This window comes from Bacillus sp. 123MFChir2, from assembly GCF_000383235.1.
In the GTDB taxonomy this organism is placed as follows: domain Bacteria; phylum Bacillota; class Bacilli; order Bacillales; family Bacillaceae_G; genus Bacillus_A.
On record NZ_KB910964.1, the window covers coordinates 1 to 19,598 of the forward strand.

General features: G+C 36.1%; 22 protein-coding genes and 1 pseudogene. 13 read left to right on the top strand and 10 right to left on the bottom strand.

Features of this window, described 5'->3' with window-relative positions:
• The coding region (locus H280_RS0117730; protein WP_020062475.1) for a SpoVR family protein at positions 1-800 on the bottom strand (800 nt) is incomplete at its 3' end.
• Between the two features lie 159 nt (positions 801-959).
• On the opposite strand from H280_RS0117730, the gene H280_RS0117735 reads away from it, so the two are divergent.
• Together H280_RS0117735 and H280_RS0117740 are read left to right on the top strand one after the other, a co-directional pair.
• Complete coding sequence (locus H280_RS0117735; protein ID WP_020062476.1) at positions 960-1,301, top strand: DUF952 domain-containing protein; 342 nt, start codon at positions 960-962, stop codon at positions 1,299-1,301.
• Positions 1,302-1,735: 434 nt separating this feature from the next.
• Positions 1,736-2,086: pseudogene (locus H280_RS0117740) on the top strand (helix-turn-helix transcriptional regulator); the annotation flags it as partial.
• A gap of 63 nt (positions 2,087-2,149) precedes the next feature.
• Here H280_RS0117740 and H280_RS0117745 read toward each other — a convergent pair.
• The 3 genes from H280_RS0117745 to H280_RS0117755 form a co-directional block, all read right to left on the bottom strand.
• The gene (locus tag H280_RS0117745) at positions 2,150-2,710 is read right to left on the bottom strand and encodes a nitroreductase family protein (protein WP_020062478.1); all 561 of its coding nucleotides are present in this window, start codon (positions 2,708-2,710) and stop codon (positions 2,150-2,152) included.
• A 171-nt stretch (positions 2,711-2,881) separates the two neighbouring features.
• Complete coding sequence (locus H280_RS0117750; RefSeq protein WP_020062479.1) at positions 2,882-4,291, bottom strand: sensor histidine kinase; 1,410 nt, start codon at positions 4,289-4,291, stop codon at positions 2,882-2,884.
• Entirely contained in the window at positions 4,278-4,964 is a 687-nt protein-coding gene (locus H280_RS0117755) for a response regulator transcription factor (protein WP_028411293.1), read from the bottom strand. Before H280_RS0117755 ends, H280_RS0117750 begins: the two co-directional genes overlap by 14 nt.
• 349 nt (positions 4,965-5,313) lie before the next feature.
• Between H280_RS0117755 and H280_RS0117765 the strand changes: the two genes are divergently transcribed.
• From H280_RS0117765 to H280_RS0117795, 7 genes are all read left to right on the top strand, one after another.
• A complete protein-coding gene (locus tag H280_RS0117765; RefSeq protein WP_020062482.1) occupies positions 5,314-5,913 on the top strand; it encodes a hypothetical protein in 600 nt (199 codons plus the stop codon).
• A gap of 108 nt (positions 5,914-6,021) precedes the next feature.
• Positions 6,022-6,531, top strand: coding sequence for a PCYCGC motif-containing (lipo)protein (locus tag H280_RS0117770; protein ID WP_020062483.1), 510 nt, complete (start codon positions 6,022-6,024; stop codon positions 6,529-6,531).
• A gap of 168 nt (positions 6,532-6,699) precedes the next feature.
• Entirely contained in the window at positions 6,700-6,939 is a 240-nt protein-coding gene (locus H280_RS0117775; protein ID WP_020062484.1) for a YhdB family protein, read from the top strand.
• Between the two features lie 122 nt (positions 6,940-7,061).
• Positions 7,062-7,949 (top strand): LCP family protein, encoded by an 888-nt coding sequence (locus H280_RS0117780; protein WP_020062485.1) that lies wholly within the window; start codon positions 7,062-7,064, stop codon positions 7,947-7,949.
• A gap of 153 nt (positions 7,950-8,102) precedes the next feature.
• Positions 8,103-8,534, top strand: coding sequence for a disulfide formation protein C (locus H280_RS0117785; RefSeq protein WP_020062486.1), 432 nt, complete (start codon positions 8,103-8,105; stop codon positions 8,532-8,534).
• Positions 8,534-8,950, top strand: coding sequence for a thioredoxin family protein (locus tag H280_RS0117790; protein WP_020062487.1), 417 nt, complete (start codon positions 8,534-8,536; stop codon positions 8,948-8,950). The genes H280_RS0117785 and H280_RS0117790 overlap by 1 nt, the downstream gene beginning before the upstream one ends.
• A gap of 75 nt (positions 8,951-9,025) precedes the next feature.
• Positions 9,026-9,241: a DUF1540 domain-containing protein gene (locus tag H280_RS0117795; protein WP_020062488.1), complete on the top strand. Its 216-nt coding sequence runs from the start codon at positions 9,026-9,028 to the stop codon at positions 9,239-9,241.
• 123 nt (positions 9,242-9,364) lie between these two features.
• Here the strand turns inward: H280_RS0117795 and H280_RS0117800 are convergent, their stop codons facing one another.
• The 3 genes from H280_RS0117800 to H280_RS0117810 form a co-directional block, all read right to left on the bottom strand.
• Positions 9,365-9,625 (bottom strand): hypothetical protein, encoded by a 261-nt coding sequence (locus H280_RS0117800; RefSeq protein WP_020062489.1) that lies wholly within the window; start codon positions 9,623-9,625, stop codon positions 9,365-9,367.
• Positions 9,626-9,833: 208 nt separating this feature from the next.
• Positions 9,834-10,607: a L,D-transpeptidase gene (locus H280_RS0117805; protein ID WP_020062490.1), complete on the bottom strand. Its 774-nt coding sequence runs from the start codon at positions 10,605-10,607 to the stop codon at positions 9,834-9,836.
• A 237-nt stretch (positions 10,608-10,844) separates the two neighbouring features.
• Entirely contained in the window at positions 10,845-11,702 is an 858-nt protein-coding gene (locus tag H280_RS0117810; protein WP_020062491.1) for an SDR family oxidoreductase, read from the bottom strand.
• Between the two features lie 235 nt (positions 11,703-11,937).
• Here H280_RS0117810 and H280_RS0117815 point away from each other — a divergent pair, with 235 nt between their 5' ends.
• Positions 11,938-13,239, top strand: coding sequence for an NCS2 family permease (locus H280_RS0117815; protein WP_020062492.1), 1,302 nt, complete (start codon positions 11,938-11,940; stop codon positions 13,237-13,239).
• 30 nt (positions 13,240-13,269) lie between these two features.
• Here H280_RS0117815 and H280_RS0117820 read toward each other — a convergent pair whose 3' ends face one another.
• Positions 13,270-14,124 (bottom strand): patatin-like phospholipase family protein, encoded by an 855-nt coding sequence (locus H280_RS0117820; protein ID WP_020062493.1) that lies wholly within the window; start codon positions 14,122-14,124, stop codon positions 13,270-13,272.
• A gap of 123 nt (positions 14,125-14,247) precedes the next feature.
• Positions 14,248-14,718 (bottom strand): MarR family transcriptional regulator, encoded by a 471-nt coding sequence (locus H280_RS0117825; protein WP_020062494.1) that lies wholly within the window; start codon positions 14,716-14,718, stop codon positions 14,248-14,250.
• Positions 14,719-14,873: 155 nt separating this feature from the next.
• Here H280_RS0117825 and H280_RS0117830 point away from each other — a divergent pair, with 155 nt between their 5' ends.
• The 3 genes from H280_RS0117830 (at position 14,874) to H280_RS0117840 (ending at position 17,870) form a co-directional block, all read left to right on the top strand.
• Positions 14,874-16,031: an MFS transporter gene (locus tag H280_RS0117830; RefSeq protein ID WP_020062495.1), complete on the top strand. Its 1,158-nt coding sequence runs from the start codon at positions 14,874-14,876 to the stop codon at positions 16,029-16,031.
• 215 nt (positions 16,032-16,246) lie between these two features.
• A complete protein-coding gene (locus tag H280_RS0117835) occupies positions 16,247-16,801 on the top strand; it encodes a hypothetical protein (protein ID WP_020062496.1) in 555 nt (184 codons plus the stop codon).
• 406 nt (positions 16,802-17,207) lie between these two features.
• The gene (locus H280_RS0117840) at positions 17,208-17,870 is read left to right on the top strand and encodes an Ltp family lipoprotein (protein ID WP_020062497.1); all 663 of its coding nucleotides are present in this window, start codon (positions 17,208-17,210) and stop codon (positions 17,868-17,870) included.
• A 526-nt stretch (positions 17,871-18,396) separates the two neighbouring features.
• On the opposite strand, the gene kdpDN is transcribed toward H280_RS0117840, so the two are convergent.
• Complete coding sequence (kdpDN, locus tag H280_RS0117850) at positions 18,397-19,542, bottom strand: KdpD-like non-kinase potassium sensor (protein ID WP_020062499.1); 1,146 nt, start codon at positions 19,540-19,542, stop codon at positions 18,397-18,399.
• Positions 19,543-19,598: the final 56 nt, after the last annotated feature.

A 19,598-nucleotide genomic window follows, 5' to 3' on the forward strand; every position in this document is an offset into this window, starting at 1 on the left:
GAAGCCCAGCCTTCGTTCATGATTTTCGTTTCAAGCTGCGGCCAGAAATATAACATTTCCTCACGCATCATCGTTAAAATATCGCGCTGCCATTCTTCTAGTTCGCGGCTGTATTGTTCAATGAAAAGAAGTAAGTCTTTTTCTGGTTGCGGTGGAATTTTTCTTTTCTTCCTTGCATTCGGTAATTCACGTTTCTTATTTCGATTCTCTAAGTTCCATAAATCATCGTATGGCGTTGGTGCCCTTCTCGTTTGTTCTTCCTCTTCTTGATCATCTACACTCCAAGAAAGCTTTGGTCTCATCAGTGAAGGATCAATGTGCTCTTGAATTGCTAATACTGCATCTAAAAACGTTTCAACTTCTGCTTTTCCGTATTTATGCTCATAATTTTTTACTCTCTCTGCCGTTGCCGACATACTTTCGACCATATCCCGTTTTGTGTTAGAGAATCGAATATTATTTTTAAAGAAGTCACAATGCGCTAATACGTGAGCGACAATCAATTTATTTTGAATGAGTGAGTTTGTATCTAATAAAAAGGCATAGCACGGATTCGAGTTAATGACGAGCTCATATATTTTACTCAGTCCTAAATCATAGTGAAGTTTCATCTTATAAAATTGTTTTCCAAAACTCCAATGCGAAAAGCGCGTTGGCATCCCGTAGGCACCGAATGTATAAATAATATCTGCTGGACAAATTTCATAACGCATCGGATAAAAATCCAATCCAAATCCTGTCGCGATTTCCGTAATCTCCGCAATTGCATATTGCAATGCTTTATCTTCACTACTTCTCATCTCTTTTCCCTCCTTACACATTCCCTTATGAAAGTGTATGAATAGAAACAAGCTTTCATGAGGATAAAAGAAACTCTCTCCTATCTTTTAGATGCGATTTACTTGAAAAACATGTAAAATTTTCTTTAGAAAAACAGTCATTACAAAGGGGACAATACTATGAAAACAATCATGAAAGTTATGACAGTACAAGCATGGGAGAACGCAAAGGAAAAAGGAGTAATCGTCGAACCTTCTTTACAGGAAGAAGGCTTCATTCATTGCTCATTCCTTAGCCAATCATTACAGGTTGCTCATAAACACTTTGCATCAGAACCTTCTCTTGTATTGTTAGCAATTGATGCTGAGCGTGTACAAGCAGAAATTAAATATGAATTAGCTACAAACGGTGAACAATATCCACACATTTACGGTGTCATTCATACAAGGGCGATTTCAAATGTATACACATTACATCAACATGAAGATGGCACGTTCACTCTTCCGGCAGAACTCGCATAAAACATTTATAATACGGTTTGTTCAAAAATCCTGTCGAAATACTGACAGGATTTTTTCTTAATCCACAGTCTGGGGATATACTATAAAGGGTTATATATAAATACAAGTTGACTTTTTAACATATAAGTCGCTGCTATGCCAAACAAAACATGGCGGCTACTTGCTGTCTACCTTTGTTTTAAACTTTGCACGTGGCAGGAAAAGGAACTGACCGCATCTATGCATGGCCAGTTGCTCTCGCCCACCGAAAAAGAAAAGGGTTTTTATGTTAGTTTCTCAATTTGCATTTATATATTTAAACTCACAAGATAGAATAGTATAATTCAAGGAAAATACGTTAAATTCAAATGATTCATGCAGTAAAATCTACTTAACACTAATTAAGGGGAAAACTTATATGATAGATAATAAATTCCATATTGCGGTAGCTTTATATGCCTAAAATGGACAATGTACTAGCAATTCTCTGGATGCTTAGTTCAGGTAAAAAAATTACTGCAAAACAAATTTCAGAAAAGTTAGAGATGAATATAAGGACTGTATATCGTTATATTGATACACTTTCGACAAGTGGTGTACCTATAATTTCAGACACAGGGCATAACGGTGGATATACTTTATTGAATAATTTTATTGCAGCTCCTCTTTTTTTTGATTCCGAGGAGCAAACATCACTATTTCATGCTGCTGTTTTTGCAGAAGAGGCCGGGTATTATGGAGGCGAAGCACTAAATAGGGCTATTTCATCAAACCAAGAGCAGGAAAGAAAGATAAACCAAAATTTGCAGCACACCTTTAATTACAAACCAACAGTGAGGGCTGAAGCCCCCACTGTTGGAATTTTCACTTTACCCTTCAATAATCTCTAACTTCTCCATAATCGGTGTACGCTCTTTTCCTTCTGGTACTTTATCAAAATAGCCGACATGTAAAATGCCAACAACTCGATGTCCCTTCGTTAAACCGATTGCTTTCATAAAATCAGGATTGTAAATGAGTCCGCCTGTTTTCCAAACAGTTCCTAATCGATGTTCCCAAGCTAGTAGCTGAAAGTTTTGGATAAATGCACATACAGCAGCATAGTCTTCATCACGCTGTACTTGGCGCGGGTCTTCATCTATATACACAACGATTTGAACTGGTGTATTCATAAACCGTTCTGTTAACATGTTTCCACGCTTTTCTCTTTCCTCTGGTGAAAAAGAACTTAACACCGCGTCTACTAGTATTTTGCGGCCGTCCCCCATAAATAATTTACATTGCCACGGCTCGCGATTCTTATGATTCGGGGCCCACGTTGCATCATTTAATAGTTCAATTAGCAATTCTTTTTCTACTGCTTGTTTTGTAAATGTACGAATGGACCTTCTTTCTTTCACAACAGTTGCGATAGAAGTATAAGTTGTCATTTTTCCCTCTCCCTCATCAATTTTATCTATATGTATACGCCATTAGTTGATAAAGATTATCAATTTCAATTATAATCCTGTTTCCTTATAGAAATCAATATTTAATACAGAAAACCATTTTCTTTTTATATCACACAACAAAAAATCGCCTTACTTGATGTAAGACGATTTTCATGATTTTGGAAAACGTATGATAAACATTGTTCCTTTCCCTTGTTCACTCGTTACTTCAATTGTTCCATCGTGCAGTTTCACAAGTTCCTTTACAATTGATAATCCTAATCCGAATTCACCATAACTATTCGTTCTAGAAGCATCCGCTTTATAAAAGCGCGACCACACGGCAGCTACTTCTTCTTGCTTCATTCCGATTCCTGTATCTGCAATTTCAATCGTTACTGTTTGTCCTTCTTCTCTTCCTCGTAATCGAATCGTTCCGTTCTCTGTAAATTGCAGACTATTCTTTATGATGTTTAGTAAAATTTGCAGCAATCGGTCATAATCAGCGTAAACAAATAAACGAGCGGGGACATCGATTTCAATCTTATTTTCCTTTTCCTTTGCTTGTAGTTCTAACTGTTCACGAATGACTTCAAATACTTCTTTTACGTCAATTTCTTCTTTTTGAAGTGTAATTTCATTTGAAAGAATTTTTTCATAGTCTAACGTTTCATGAACGAGGCGAATTAATCGCTTCGTTTCTTGTTCCATCATTTCATAGCAGCGCTGCTTTTTCTCCTCTGGAATGAGGTCATTCTTCATTCCTTCTACTAAACCATTCATTGTCGTAAGCGGTGTTTTTAATTCATGGGAAACATCCGCAATAAATTGACGTTTTCGCTTTTCTAAACGCTCAATCTCTATCTGCGCTTTATGAAGCTGCTGCGCCATATTGTTAAAATCGTTTCCGAGCAAACCAATTTCATCATATTGTCCAATAGGAATATGTACATCATACTGGCCTTTTGCGATCATTTCAGTTGCCCCGCGAAGACGTTGCACCCGTTTGACTAAAGAGCGTGAGAAAAAAATACTAACCACAAGTACAATTAGGAATGTAATTCCTGCCGCAATAAATAAATAACGATTTAATTCCGTAATGATTTCAAGTGTGTTGCGGATAGGAGCTGTTAACATCACACCGCCTTGCAGTTCACCATTTCTCATATATGGAAGCGCAACAATGGATACAGGTTGTTCAAATCTATTTACGTCTCGTTTTATTTTCAATGTTTCACCATGTTGAATTTTCTTCCATTCTTCCTCGCTTAACAATGGATTTTTCTTTACATGAACTGGTGATTGCGTAATTTCTCCCTTTTCATTAAAGATGAAAAACTTCGTTTCACGTGCACGTAATAGATTAGAAAAATGTTTTAGTTTCACAACATGAACATCCATTTCTTTTTTCTCAAGCTCATCAATAATTTTATTCCCATAAGAAGTAAGCTCGTCTACCTTTGTTTCATACGCAAGATTTTCAGCTAAACTTAAAAACATCACACTTAATAAAATAAAGGCAACAAGAAAAACAAGAATGTAACTAAATAACAGCTGATAAAAATATTTAATCCTTTTCACAGCCAGCTACCACTTCGTCAAATTTATAACCAACGCCCCACACAGTTTGAATCCATATATGCGAATCCGTTCTAATTTTTTTACGAAGCCGTTTAATATGTACATCGACCGTTCGCTCATCTCCGTAAAATTGATAGCCCCAAATGCGCTCTAAAAGCTGCTCCCTACGAAATACTTGGCGCGGATGTTTCGTAAAAAAGACGAGTAGTTCAAATTCTTTTGGCGTTAAATTATTCACTTTCTCACCGTCTAAAAATACTTCTCTCGTTTCTTCATTAATATGAAAATGACTCGTTTCATTTTTCACCTGTTTTTTTGCTAAACGACGGACAACTGCCTTCATCCGTGCAATTAATGTAAGTGGGCTAAATGGCTTCGTAACATAATCGTCTGCCCCAATTTCTAATCCAAGCACTTGATCCGCTTCACTATCTTTTGCGGTTAACATAATGATAGGAACGTCACTGCTTTCTCTTATTTTTTGACATAGTTTTATACCGTCCATCCCTGGAATCATCCAATCTATAATAAGCAAATCCCACTCTTTCTTTTGAAACAATGCATATGCTTCTAAACCATCTGCGACAAATGTTGCTTGAAAATTTTCTTTCATAAAAAACAATTCAAGCATAGAACACACACTTTCATTATCCTCAACAATTAATACATGCATCGCAGCACCTTCTCCATTCATTGAAATCTTTCTCTTCATTTTAAGGCTCTTATCATATAGAAACAACTCTCTACTTCTCTATATAAAATCCATTTTAATTTTTCAACATATTAGCCACAAACATGAACGCTACTTGCTCTCCCTTTGTTTTAATCCTTGCACGCGGCAGAAAATGGCCCTGACCGCTACTATACATGGCCAGATGCTCTCGCCCTCCTTAAAAAGACAGGGTTTTTGACATTAGTTTTTCAATTTGTACCTATTTAAAACATAATTTGTTCATAGTTTTGTCATATCTTTTGGATAAGCTATAACAAAAGCAATCAACTATATATAGGAGTGATCAAACATGAAGAAAAAGCTAGTAACAGGAATGTTAGCGGTATCATTATTATGCGGAGCAACATCGCTAACTGCATACGCGTCTACAAATAACTCACCAGCAGAAACAAAGCACCATAAATTCATTTCTGAAGAACAATACAAATCCTTAACAGAAAAAGGCTATCAAAAGCATGAAATTCGGAAAGCAGCGCGCATTGCTAAATTAAGTGGAAATGATATTAACACTGTATTAGACTACTATAAAGAAAAGCAGACGTGGAAAGAGACTGCTAAGCACTTTGGCGTTGATAAGAAGAAGCTGCATAAACATCATATGAGTAAAGAGGCAAAAGCAAAGTTGTTTCAAAAAGTAGCAGACATGCAAAAATCAACGCCAGATCAAGTGAAACAAACGATGCGTGACTATGAAGTATCTTTGTTCCAACTTGCAGCGCTCAACATGATTTCACAAAAGAGTAACACACCTTTAAATGACGTTTTAAAAATGAAGAAAGACGGTATGAATGTAAAACAAATTGCTGAAAAATTAAATGTGAAAAAAGAGGATATACAAGCGGAAATCAAGAAATTAAAAGCAGAATTAAAAATGAAAAAAGCAAGATAAGGAAGGAGTGCGCATTCACTCCTTCTTTTTTACTTCTAAAATTAAGCTGCGCTTAATATATGTTTATATACCTGTCCATTTTCGGAGGAAACTAAAGGAGGAATCCCAATGAGAAAGCCGCTTTTATTATGTTGTATAACGGGAATTCTTGCATTTACAATGATTGGCTGCAACAATGCTGAACAAAAACAACAAGCAAAAGAGACGAGCTCATCACATCAACATCATACAGAAAAGCAAAGAGACATTGCCGAAACAACAAAAGGAATCGACACACTTCCTTCTTTCTTATCGGAACAAGATGCGCAAATTAAAAAGATTTACGCTGTGGCAGGACAACATGCCGAATTGCTTCAATGGATTCCATGCTACTGTGGATGCGGTGAGAGCGTAGGACATAAAAGCAATAAAAACTGTTTCATTCGTGAAATCAAAAAAGATGGCCAAGTTGTTTGGGATTCTCATGCAACAACTTGTGTAAATTGCCTTGAAATTGTATTAGAAGCGGCAAGGTTACAAGACAAAGGAAAATCACCGCTTGAAATCCGAAAATACATTGATAATAAATATAAAGAAGGGTATGCAAAACCGACGCCTACTCCGATGCCAAAAGCATAAGCTGAAATTTTTATGATGTATTAGCATATTCTCCAATTAAGCGAAATAAAAACGTGGGATTATCTCCCTCGTTTTTTTATGTTCTTGCTTTGTTAACAAATTCTCTCAAGTGTATTTCCTTCTTTCTGTCACACACTATATATAACTCCTCATTAAAGGAGGCACACAATGCACACATACACCGACTACGATAAGGCTCTTTATTACACATATTGTTGCGATTGGGAGAAGCTGCTTGTACTTATGGTACAAACAGAAGATCAGTTGTTTTCAAAGCGAATTGAACACTTCCTACACTCATATCAATACAGTAACGATCTATCCGAAATTGACAAACAACTTCAACTGTTGTTTCAATATATCGATCATGCTACGCAGAAAACATATGCAGAGCAAGCCTATATGTAACGAACCAAGCTCCTACTATGATAAGATGCTATCCCAATGTACCGGGGTAGCATCTTAGTATATTTTACCAGACCATTGTTCATAATACGTATTATGAACAATAAGCAAACGGACGTGATGTTGTGAAAAAACACATTTACTTACTTTTACTTATCGCCCTATTGGTCAGCGGTTGTCAAAAATCACCAAAAGAAACAGCTCCGAAGTTTCAAGGAGCAAAAAACGAAAAAGGATTACTGAACGTACTCCTGATTGGCAGCGATTCACGCGGAGAAACGCAAGCTAGGGCTGATACGATTATGATTGCACAATATAACAAACAAGAAAAAACAGTTAAACTTGCTTCTATTATGCGCGATAGCTACGTAGAGATTCCTACATACGATAAAAAGTATAATAAAATTAATGCTGCCTACTATTATGGCGGTCCTGAATTATTACGCAAAACGATCCAACATAACTTTGGAATCGATGTATCTCATTACGTAACAGTTGATTTTGCTGCATTTGAAAAAATTGTAGATACTATCGCACCAGAAGGAATTACTGTAAATGTAACGCAGACAATTATCGATGATATGGGATTACATGTACAACCTGGCTCGCAGCAATTACACGGAAAAGAATTATTAAAGTATGCACGCTTCCGTCATGATGCTGAAAGCGACTTTGGACGTGTAGGGCGCCAGCAAGAAGTACTACAAGCTCTGCAAAAAGCCTTTACTGAAAAAGTGCAATCCGTAGACGGGGTCTTCCAATTACCTATGATTGTTTATGATCTTCTTCCTTATATTCAAACGAGCATGGATACGCAAACGTTATTCTCACTCGGCAGTAACGTTCTCGCTCACCCTATTGAAAAGGTGGAAACGATGCGAATTCCAGTCGCAAATGGATACGAACCGAAAACGTATAAACATGCCGGTGCAGTATTAGAACTTCATTCGCAAAAAAATAAAGAAGCGATTCAAGGCTTTTTTATCAAGTCTACGAAAGCCGTGAATCAATAACATTCCCTGAAAAACAAGGTGTATTTCACCTTGTTTTTTTATTTCTGAGTTTTCAGCGCAAAAAGCTTTTATTATATCGAATGTTTTGCTTTCTTTTCCCCTCCTCCTCATACTATAATTTTGTGTGTAACTATTATAAGAGAGGTATAGAAAATGGACCGCGAAAAAAGAAAAGAAGCTCTATTATTTACTGCTTGGGGAACTTCATTTATTGCTACACTCGGAAGTTTATATTTTTCTGAAATTATGAAATTTGAACCATGTACATTATGTTGGTACCAACGTATTTTTATGTATCCATTTGTGTTACTACTTGGAATTGCCGTGGCCCGCAAGGATTACCGCATTGCTACATATTCTTTTCCAATCGCAAGCATCGGGGCTTGTATCTCGCTATATCATTATGCCATTCAAAAGATTCCCGCTTTTTCAGAAGCCGGTGCAGTATGTGGACGAGTTCCATGTACAGGACAATATATTAATTGGTTTGGCTTCGTCACAATTCCATTTTTAGCACTAATTGCATTTATCATGATTGTAATTTGCAGTTTCCTTTTACTAAAAACAAATAAGGAGATGAAATAATGAAGAAAATGTTTCTGTTTGGCGGTATTGTCATCGCTTTATTAATCACTATTTTTGCTGTATCAAACATGGAGACAAAAGAAGAAACGAAAACAGATTATTACACAAATAAACTTTCTCCAGAAGATATTCGAAAAAATATACAAGAAAAGAAAGAGCAGACAATTTATTTCTATAAAACAAGCTGTGGACACTGCCAAAAAGTATCACCAATTATTGTTCCAATGGCAAAAGATATGAACATTGATATGAAAGTTATCGACTTAGAAAATGCACCAGAGACTGTGTGGGATGAATTTAAAATTACAGGTACACCAACAATCGTTCACTTTAAAGATGGTAAAGAAGTAAGCCGCATTGAAGGAGAACAGCCGAAAGACAAATTTAAAAAGTGGTTTACAGAAACTAAAAAGTAACAAGAAAAGGAAACTTCCTGTATACATGAAGTGTGCCTAAAAACCTCACACTACTTGTATAAGGAGGGGGATTCTATGCCAGAAGTACGATGCTCTGTCTCTAACTGCTCATTTTGGGGACAAGGTAACTTTTGTCAAGCAACTGCCATCTTCGTACAACCTGACTCTCAAGAGTCTACACACGCAGAAGACGAGTCGTATACAGATACAATTTTATCTGGACAAATGATAGATAGTTCGGCAACAACAAGCGTAGAAACATGTTGCCATACCTTTCAGCCAAAATACTAAACCGCGGCCCATCTCACAATACATGAGATGGGCTTTCATTTGCAAATAAAGTTGGAATACACGGGGCAATCTCTCCCCTCTCGGCACTTGAAGATATAAGAGCGTATGATTAACTGTACGCTCTTACACTTGCTTCCAAGCATCATGCATCATTGCAACATATACAATAAGAATAAAAGCTGTTCCACCTAATGTAACCCAGCGATATATACTATCTTCACACTCCCTAGCTTCAACAAATGCCCATACAAATCCCACTAATAATAATAAGTCTATATACGGAATGTACATCGAAAAGATAAATGAAATGAACAAATAGATAGCAAATAAACACAATGTAATTAAAAAAATTTTAAATGCAAATTTACCGTCTTCCTTCTCCACCGCATATTCCCCCTCGCCTTTACATCATTCTATTCAAGGAGGAACTCCAATGCGATATAAAGTGAAACTTCTAACAGTGACGCTTTTCTCACTGATGGTTAGTTGAACCAATCGGGCTTTTACGGGCAGTTTTCTTCCCCGTGCTTCCCTAGCCTTTACTGCCCGTTAATGCGGGATGAAAAAGGATACCATTTCCAAACAGTATCCTTTACTTTACCTCGTATTTTCGTTTATAAATATTACTTACTATTGAGTAAGGAACTTGCTCATACTTTACCGTTGTTTCTTTTCCATCCATAATATACAAATTATTTCCTATATAATATAGTCCGTTCTTTCCTTGCGAATACACGGGATATACTTCATTCGGTAATACGGTTTGAATTTCTGTAAATTGTCCATTCGGTTCTTGCCAATATATTTTCGTCTGATCGATCGTTGTAATCTTCCCTATCTGTTCCTCCTCTAACACGCGTTTGTTCCAGCTGACAACCCGGTATCCAAGTTGATGCGCCGCATATTCAGGATGTGTATGAAAATGAGTAATAATTACCCTCGTTTGTAATGGAACTCGCTCATACAACCATTGAATATCTCGATCATACATACGAATACATCCGTTCGACTCACGTCTGCCAATCGACCATTCACGATTTGTCCCATGAATGGCATATTCATTTTTATTTAAGCCCATCCACCTAGTCCCAAGTGGATTATTCGGTGCACCGCCCGGAATATTTTTTCGATGATATTCTTTATTTTTATATTTATTAATAATGCAAAACGTTCCTTCTGGTGTAGGTGTAATTTTCTTGCCAGTAGTAATAGGAAATGTTCGCACATAGTTCCCATTTTCAAAAAAAGATAATTGATTTGTTGTTAAATTTATAAGCAATAAATGATCTGCCTTCTCAGCAAATGTAATTGGTACATATAAAAAAAAGAAAAGAAATATTAATGCAAGTGAACATGCTTTTTTCATCAATGTCACCTCCACATTCCCCTTAAAATCTCACCATGAAAATACTATGGTTCATTTAGTTTTTACTATAAATTCAATTCTTATGAATGAGAGCTGACCGGGAAGGCCAGCTCTCAAAAATATCGGCGCTTTTTTCAATATATCGGCGGAAATGGTACATTTATCGGCGATATTCGTGACATATCGGCGCTTCGACACGATTTAAAGACTACTCGGCACATTTCGACATAAAAAACACTAAACAATCACCCCTCCGTTAACATGAAGGATTTGCCCGGAAACATAAGTAGAGTCATTTGAAGCTAAATATACATACGCCGGTGCTAATTCATACGGTTGCCCCGGCCGTTTCATCGGAACATTGCTGCCAAATTCAGACACCTTTTTCTCATCGAAACTTGATGGGATAAGCGGTGTCCAAATTGGCCCTGGCGCAACGCCGTTAACACGAATACCTTTAGGGACTAAAGATTTTGCCAACGAACGTGTAAAAGAAACAATTGCTCCTTTTGTTGCCGAATAATCAATGAGCTGCTCATTTCCTTCATACGCCGTAATGGAAGCAGTATTCACAATGACATCACCTTGTTTTAAATGAGCAAGTGCCGCTTTTGTTATATAAAAATACGAGAAGATATTAATCCGAAATGTCTTTTCCAGCTGCTCTGCTGTAATCCATTCTAAACCTTGCTGCGGATATTGCTGCGCGGCATTATTCACAACAATATGTAAACCTCCCAATTGCGCTGCAGCCTCTGTTACAACTTGTTGGCAATGCTGCTCTTCACTTACATCCCCCGGAATTAAAACGCACCGAGCACCTTGCTGTTCGACCCAGCGCTTCGTTTCCTCTGCATCTTCATGTTCATCTAAATACGCAATGGCGATATTGGCACCCTCTTTCGCAAAAGCAATCGCTACCGCTCTTCCAATTCCGCTGTCTCCTCCCGTAATCAGTGCGGATTTCCCTTTAAGCTTCCCGCTTCCTACATAATTCTCATCTATACATTTCGGACGTGGATTCATGACGTTCTCAATTCCCGGCTGTTTCTCTTGATGCTGCGGTGGTAATGTTTTCTTCGGTTGTTCCGTCATACTATAAAAACCTCCCTATCATATGTCTTTCTTATGATGTACGAAATCAAAAAAATATACTTAATTCTTACAAAAAACGAAATATATACATAGAAAATGCGTTTAACATTCGAAATTTATCCATAGAAAACCGAAAAAATGAATTTCTTTCTCTAAAACTCTTGCAAAAAAACAAAATAACGAATATTATATATAACTGTTGTGACAATTATTCGTAAAAAGAAAGGATGTTTTTATGTTTAACCTTTCAAAACATCAAACTTCTATTAAAACTGAAATTATGGCTGGTATTATTACCTTCTTAACAATGGCATACATTATCGTCGTAAACCCAGTCATCCTTGGTGATGCAGGTGTTCCATTTGAACAAGCATTTACAGCGACTATCATCGCTGCTGTTATTGGAACATTATGTATGGCATTCTTTGCAAATTTACCAATTGCAATTGCACCAGGTATGGGATTAAATGCTTACTTTGCTTACTCAGTTGTAAAAACTCATGAAGGCATGACATTTGCAATTGCTTTCTCTGCTGTATTCGTAGCAGGTATGATTTTAATTTTGCTATCATTAACTTCTTTCCGTACAAAATTAATGGAAGCAATTCCTGAAAACTTAAAACATGCCATTACAGCTGGTATCGGTTTATTTATCGCATTTATTGGCTTACGTCTAACAGGGATTGTGACAAAACATCCTTCCAATTTAGTTGGACTTGGAGATCTTCACTCTCCGTCTGTTTTACTTGCATTAGCTGGACTTGCGATTACGTTAGTACTGATGTCTTTAAACGTAAACGGTGCATTATTTATCGGTATGTTCTTAACAGGAATTATTGCTTACTTTACTGGACAATTAACGTTTTCAAACGGAGTTACCTCTCTGCCTGGTTTACCAGAAGGCGTAATTGTTTCCAATCCAATTACAGCAGTATCTGATGTCATTCACTACGGATTATACGGCGTTGTTTTCTCGCTTTTCCTAGTAACATTATTCGATACAACAGGTACACTACTTGGCGTTGCCCAGCAAGGCGGCCTGATGAAAGATGGAAAACTTCCAAATTCCGGACGCGCTCTTCTTTCAGATTCTATTTCAGCAACGATCGGTTCTATGTTTGGTACAACACCAACAACTGCTTATATTGAATCTTCTGCTGGTGTTGCGGCTGGTGGTCGTACAGGCTTAACAACATTAACTGTTGCCATATTATTTGCAGTAACTGCATTCTTCGGACCACTTATCGGTGCAGTATCTGGCGTTTCCGCTATTACAGCTCCGTCATTAATTATTGTTGGTAGCTTAATGATGGGCGCAGTTCGTCACATTGATTGGGATGCATTCGATGAAGCTTTCCCAGCATTTTTAGTAATTTTAAGCATGCCGCTTACATCAAGCATTGCAACAGGTATCGCGCTTGGCTTCATTTCATACCCGCTTATGAAAGTAGCAAAAGGACAATTCCGTGCGGTTCACCCGCTTGTATATGTATTTGCTATTTTGTTTGCTTATCAGTTAGTATTTATACCGCATTAAAAAAGGTGACTCATTATTTTGAGTCACCTTTTACTTACTAAGAAATCGTACCAAATCTCCATGCATTTTCTCAGCATCTTTATATCCTTGATCATACAAACGCTGTAATTTTTCCGGATCCTTCTCCATACGATCCACTTGTAATTGTTCTGTCGGCCGAATCACAAATATATTTCCAGCTGTTTCTTCGTTTTCAATATGATGAAGGGTCTCATTATAAACTTCGTAACGAGTTAACATTGCGTCTACTAATTTAGGATATTTTTTATATGCTTTCCCTGCAATCCATCCAAATTTTGATTTCTTCTTTGCGTACCCTTTATTCCTTGTCAAAATAACAACTGATTTTCTGTAACCATCTTCCTGCGCTTTTCGAACAGGAATCGGATCTGAGATGCCACCATCCAATAACTTTTTCCCGTCAAATTCTACGACAGGCGCAACAAAAGGCAATGAACTTGATGCCTGTAATACTGTTAATGCGTCTTCCTGTGAACGGCCTTTTTCAAAATAAACAGGTTGTCCCGTTTCACAATCCGTCGTTCCGACAAGAAATTGCTGCTCCGTATTAAAGTACGTTTCAAAATCAAATGGCACATGCTGCATCGGAATTTCACGAAAAATAAAATCCATATCAAAGAGCTGACGCTTTTTCCAAAAGTTTTTATACGATAGATATCTTGGATGTGTCACATATTCAATATTTACTGTTTTATTTCTCTCTTTTTGCCCTGAAAGATACGACGCTGCATTACACGCACCTGCTGATACACCAATTACATATGGAAAGTGTAAATCATTCTCCATAAAATACTCTAATACACCAGCTGTATATACGCCGCGCATACCGCCGCCTTCTAATACTAAACCCGTATTTTCAAGCATGGCTCTCTCTCCTCGTTTTATATATACTTTGTAATGATTCACATTGTTAAATATCTCTTCCTATTATATAAAAAACGATTAGAAAACCATACTCAGACGACTCAGCTGAAAGGAAATATTTCTTTATCTACCTTTCGTTCCTATATGCATCGTTACATCCACTATGAATCGTTGAATAACCTCCAACTCTTCTTTTGTATATTTGTCTAAAAGTGATAACCATGCTTCTTCAGCTTGATTATGTAACGTTTCATGAGCATGATATATTTCTCTTCCTTTATCTGTTAAACGGAAAAATATTTCTTTTTGGTTGTTCAACATTTTCATCTTTTCAACAAAATTTTTATTAAATAGTTTTGTACAAATTTTAGAAATAGCCCCTTTTGTCATCCCCATACTTTCAGTAATTGCTGTTACATTCATTAAACCTTGTTCTCCAATACAAGCGATCACATGTAATTCTGATAATGAAATATCATTTATCCCCATTTCACCTAAAAACTGTTCATGTACTTCTTTCTCATACTCTTCTTTCTTATGAATAAGTGCTTGAATATCAACTAATATTTGTTTTTGCTCAGCTGTTCGATTCACTTTATTTCCCTCCAAACACAATTTACGTTTCCTTAGAAACAATTATACCGCATAGATTTCATATTAAAAACAAAATACATATTATCTATTTACAAAAAAGAAAATCATGTTAAAATTACTTTTAGTTTCCCAGGAAACTAAAAGGAGGAGTATTGATGGAAACTACAACAAACCGTACACCTATTTTCTATATCATTTGTATTAGTGCTTTATTAGGTTCTCTAGCACAAAATATGTATACCCCCATCTTGCCAATTATTCAGGGGTCATTTCACACATCATTATATTTAGTCAATCTTACTGTTTCTGTTTTTACTTTTGTACTGGCGATTATGCAAATTATCTACGGTCCCCTTATTGATACGAAAGGAAGAAAATTCATTCTCATTCTAGGTCTATCGCTGAGTTGTATCGGATCAATAGGTTGCGTTTTTACACAAAACATTTATACATTCCTTATTTTTAGAGCGATTCAAGCTTTTGGAACAGCAGCTATCCCAGTTGTTTCAGCTACGATAATTGGTGATTTATATGAAGGAAATGAGCGCGGCAAAGCAATGAGTATGTACCAAATGCTTTTAGCACTTGCACCTGCTATCGGTCCTTTAATGGGAGGTTTTTTAGGAAATCGAAATGGACACGTTTCTATCTTTCTCTTTTTAGCGGCGATTAGTATTATTTTATTACTCATAAACATGATGTTACTCCCAGAAACAAAACCAGTTTCTTCTAAACAACAAGCAACGAAACACTACTTTCGTGTTTTACAAAATAAGATTGGTTTCACCATTGTCATAATTGGTTTTATGCAATTTTATCTTTATTTTTGCTTCCTTGTCTTTTTACCATCCATATTAAAGACTTTATTTCATCTTCATCCACATACAATTGGGCTAATCTTTGTTCCCATGTCATTATGTATGATGGTAGGTAGTTATTGTTATAAAACGTTACAAAAGAAAATGCAGACAAAGCATGCTTTACTCTTTACAAGTTTCCTTCATATTGCATGTATTTTATTATTTTCTATCACCTATAACATGAATATCCCTATCCTTATCATTGTCACTTCTTTATACGGACTCAGCATGGGATTATCAATGCCAACACATACAACGTTATTAACAGAAGAATTTGTGGATGAACGCGCAACCGCTATTGGTATATATAACTTTATTCGGTATTTTGGAATGGGAGTAGGTCCGCTCCTTGGTAGTTTTCTATTATTTGGTCAAAATTACTTTTGGATTTTCTTTTCGGGATCTATTGTTTTTCTTTTGTTTCTCTTATATGCAATGAAAAATGTAAAGTAAGCGTCAAATATTCCCACCTACCCTTTGTAAATAACCCATGAGATAATCTCCTTACATACTACATATGGAGATTTTTCACAAAAATACGTAGTGGCAAACTTGAGAATCAAAATATTAAACCATTAAAACCTTAGGGTAGCTGAGTAGTTACTATAATTTATATTATGGTACAATATGTTAATTAATTACAGTAATCCCTAAAAGGAGGATACATAATGAAAGCAACGAAACTCGTATCATTAGCAATACCTATTCTATTATTAGTAGGTTGTGCGGTAGGAGATAAAGAGTCTACTCCTAAGACTGAGCAGTCAAACAAATCAACAAGGAAAACAGTAATATCAGAGAAACAGTATCCCTATTATATTTGTGAACAATTAGTAGAGTTTCAATACAGGAAGGATTTATTGTTAGTAAACTCAGGGAAAGCTATGAAAGACAAGGAAAAAGAAAAAGATATTTTAAAAACAGCAAACGAGATGGATAAGATTTTAGACAATATGGAATATATAAAAGTTCCTGATAAATACAAAGACATTCACAAAGACATACAAGTAGGGGTAACAGATGCAAGAAAAGCAACAAAGTTTATTAAAGACGCTAGTAAAGAGGGTAAACCGTATATGCAAGAAGCTGTACTAAAAAGTACTCCACATTTATCAGGTGTAGATGGAGAACATTGGAATAAAGCAATTTATGAGTTAGGTAAGGAAAACAAAGATGCTTATGATAAAGCACTTAATAAATTAATGAAAGAACATGCGGAATAATATAATAACTTACAACAATACATACAAATTATTCAAGTCCACACATAGAATTTTAAAATGACTTCCGCTAACGATAATTATCTGAACGCGAAAGTCTTCCAGTTAAACAATCTAGAGGAATTTTAGTAGTCTTCTAAATACATTGAATCCCGATAATAGGACATTATGTTAACTAAGGATGTATACAATATTCATATAGAGTTTCTTATGACGTTGGTTTAATTGTAAAGGAAAAGTTTTACAATTCGAAAAAGAGGGCTTAATAGCTCTCTTTTTTTATTTTGTTTTTTCGACATAATATGGGGCACCATATCATTTCTAATACGATATAATTGAAACTGGATTTGTTATAATCGATTAGCAATCTTACATAATTCATTAAATGGCATAAATGGAGGTACAGGAAGTGGAAAAACAACAAAAACAGAAAAAGCCGTTCTATAAAAAATGGTGGGTTTGGGTGATTGCGATTATCATTATTATTGCTGTTAACAGCAACGACGATGACAAAGCGGACACAAACAAAAAGGAAAGTAAACCTACTGTTACCGAACAGGTAAATGATAAGAAAGAGGAACCGAAAAAAGAAGAAACAAAGACAGAGAATAACGTTCCTGTAGAATATAAGTCCGCTTTGAAAAAAGCTGAAACGTATGCAAAAACAATGAACATGTCAAAACAGGGGATTCATGACCAGCTTATTTCTGAACATGGTGAAAAGTTTTCCGCAGAATCTGCTAATTATGCAATGAATAATCTTAAATTTGATTGGAAAGCAAACGCTTTGAAAAAGGCTGAAACGTATGCAAAAACAATGAACATGTCAAAACAGGGGATTCATGACCAGCTTGTTTCTGAACATGGTGAAAAATTTGCTGAAGATGAAGCACAGTACGCAATTGACAATATGAAAGCCAATTTTAATGAAAATGCCTTGAAAAAAGCAAAAAGTTATCAAAAAACAATGAGTATGTCACCAGAATCGATAAGGGACCAACTGACTTCTGAAAACGGTGAAAAATTTACACAAGAAGAAGCCGATTACGCTATTAATAATTTAGGTAAATAAAACGCAAAAAACACCCTCATCCTATTTGAGGGTGTTTTATTGCTGATGGGGGAATCGTTTTGAAAATGTGTGCTTATCGTTGTAAATCCGCACTTTCCTGACTCTATCCCAACTATATATGGTGGTTTTATTATTAGCATTCTATCTAAGAAGGGAAAAATATAGATTTATTAACTTCCAATAACAAATTTTACGCCAACTAGCAAAGGGTTTTAACTTCCTTTAGAAAGCTTTCTAAGCGTTTTCAACTCGTTCTACATACCAAAAAAGACCTAAATCCATTTAAAAACGTTCTAAAAAGCATTTAAATGGTTTTAAAAAATGAATCACTCTTATCTCGATCGTAGTTTAATATCCAATCATTATATATATAAATACAACTTGATTTTTTAACATATAGATTGTTGCTATGTAGAATACAACATGACCGTTCCAAGCAACGGCCAGACGCTCTCGTCCCCCTAAAAAGAAAGGGTCTTTACGTCGTAAAGAATCTCTAAAAACCACTTTTAGAGATTCTCTTTCGTTATCCCCTTTGATCCGCCACAATATGAATATCAATATTCTTCGTTTGTCTCATAATTTCATTTACAATAGAACCTTTGCGAATTTCTTCCCATCTTGTTCTGGCTGATTGTCCAAGCAAAACTTGGGTGACTTGTCGTTCTTTTGCCACTTTAATAATGACATCCGCTGGTTTACTACCTTTTGCTTCTTCTAATAAAAAGGTTGCCTCAAATTGATTCGTTAATGTTTTCCATTCTTCAATAACTTGTTTTTTCGCTTCTGCTATAGATTCAATCTTTTCTCTTTCTACATTTAATACATATAATTCTGCATTTAAACGGTTTGCCATGCGCCAGCCGCGGCGAATGAGCTTTTCTGCCGTAGAACTGTACTGTACGCAAACTAGAATTTTTTCTTTCACTCCAATTGGTTCCTCAGTAAATTGGCTAATTTTCTCGTCCATATCATCTGCAACTTCTCGAAGTGATAATTCGCGGAGTGCTCCTAAATTATTTAGTGTGAAAAAATGATTTAAGCTCCGCCCTATTTTTTCTTCCTTATATATCTTTCCGTCCATTAATCGTTTTCGCAGTACTTCTGGCGTGACATCCACAAGCTGAATTTCATTGGCCTTTTGTAAAATGAAGTCAGGAACGCGCTCTCTTACTTTGACCCCTGTAATTTGCTCGACGATATCGTGAACACTTTCCAAATGTTGAATATTAAATGCAGACAAAACATCAATGCCTGCATCTAATAATTCCTCGACATCTTGATAGCGTTTTTTATGTTTCGAACTAGGGATATTCGTATGGGCTAACTCATCTACAATTACAACTTGTGGTGCCCGTTTTATAATTGCTTCGACATTCAGTTCTGGAAACACTTTTCCTTTGTAATGAATCTCTTTTAACGGAACAGCTTCTAACTCAGCAATTGCCTCTTCTGTTTCTTTTCGGCCGTGCGTTTCAATAAGACCAATGACAACATCAATGCCTTCTTTTCGCATCTCTCTTGCATCAAAAAGCATTTTATAACTTTTTCCGACTCCAGGAGCTGCTCCGACATAAAGCTTTAATTTCCCCCGATTTTGTTGACGAATATATTCTAAATATTCTTCTGGCGTTCGCCTTTGAAACGTTGGCTTATAGTCATCTGCATACATCAACATGCACCCTTTCTAGCCAAACAATACTACCTCAATCTAAGCGATTGAGGTAG

Excerpts from the sequence above, each read along its gene's own strand:
- H280_RS0117815 (WP_020062492.1), top strand. The coding sequence starts at position 11,938 with ATGTTTAACCTTTCAAAACATCAAACTTCTATTAAAACTGAAATTATG.
- H280_RS0117745 (WP_020062478.1), bottom strand. The coding sequence starts at position 2,710 with ATGACAACTTATACTTCTATCGCAACTGTTGTGAAAGAAAGAAGGTCC.
- H280_RS0117795 (WP_020062488.1), top strand. The coding sequence starts at position 9,026 with ATGCCAGAAGTACGATGCTCTGTCTCTAACTGCTCATTTTGGGGACAA.
- H280_RS0117835 (WP_020062496.1), top strand. The coding sequence starts at position 16,247 with ATGAAAGCAACGAAACTCGTATCATTAGCAATACCTATTCTATTATTA.
- H280_RS0117765 (WP_020062482.1), top strand. The coding sequence starts at position 5,314 with ATGAAGAAAAAGCTAGTAACAGGAATGTTAGCGGTATCATTATTATGC.
- kdpDN (WP_020062499.1), bottom strand. The coding sequence starts at position 19,542 with ATGTATGCAGATGACTATAAGCCAACGTTTCAAAGGCGAACGCCAGAA.
- H280_RS0117830 (WP_020062495.1), top strand. The coding sequence starts at position 14,874 with ATGGAAACTACAACAAACCGTACACCTATTTTCTATATCATTTGTATT.
- H280_RS0117735 (WP_020062476.1), top strand. The coding sequence starts at position 960 with ATGAAAACAATCATGAAAGTTATGACAGTACAAGCATGGGAGAACGCA.
- H280_RS0117805 (WP_020062490.1), bottom strand. The coding sequence starts at position 10,607 with ATGAAAAAAGCATGTTCACTTGCATTAATATTTCTTTTCTTTTTTTTA.
- H280_RS0117775 (WP_020062484.1), top strand. The coding sequence starts at position 6,700 with ATGCACACATACACCGACTACGATAAGGCTCTTTATTACACATATTGT.
- H280_RS0117755 (WP_028411293.1), bottom strand. The coding sequence starts at position 4,964 with ATGCATGTATTAATTGTTGAGGATAATGAAAGTGTGTGTTCTATGCTT.
- H280_RS0117790 (WP_020062487.1), top strand. The coding sequence starts at position 8,534 with ATGAAGAAAATGTTTCTGTTTGGCGGTATTGTCATCGCTTTATTAATC.
- H280_RS0117770 (WP_020062483.1), top strand. The coding sequence starts at position 6,022 with ATGAGAAAGCCGCTTTTATTATGTTGTATAACGGGAATTCTTGCATTT.
- H280_RS0117785 (WP_020062486.1), top strand. The coding sequence starts at position 8,103 with ATGGACCGCGAAAAAAGAAAAGAAGCTCTATTATTTACTGCTTGGGGA.
- H280_RS0117820 (WP_020062493.1), bottom strand. The coding sequence starts at position 14,124 with ATGCTTGAAAATACGGGTTTAGTATTAGAAGGCGGCGGTATGCGCGGC.
- H280_RS0117810 (WP_020062491.1), bottom strand. The coding sequence starts at position 11,702 with ATGACGGAACAACCGAAGAAAACATTACCACCGCAGCATCAAGAGAAA.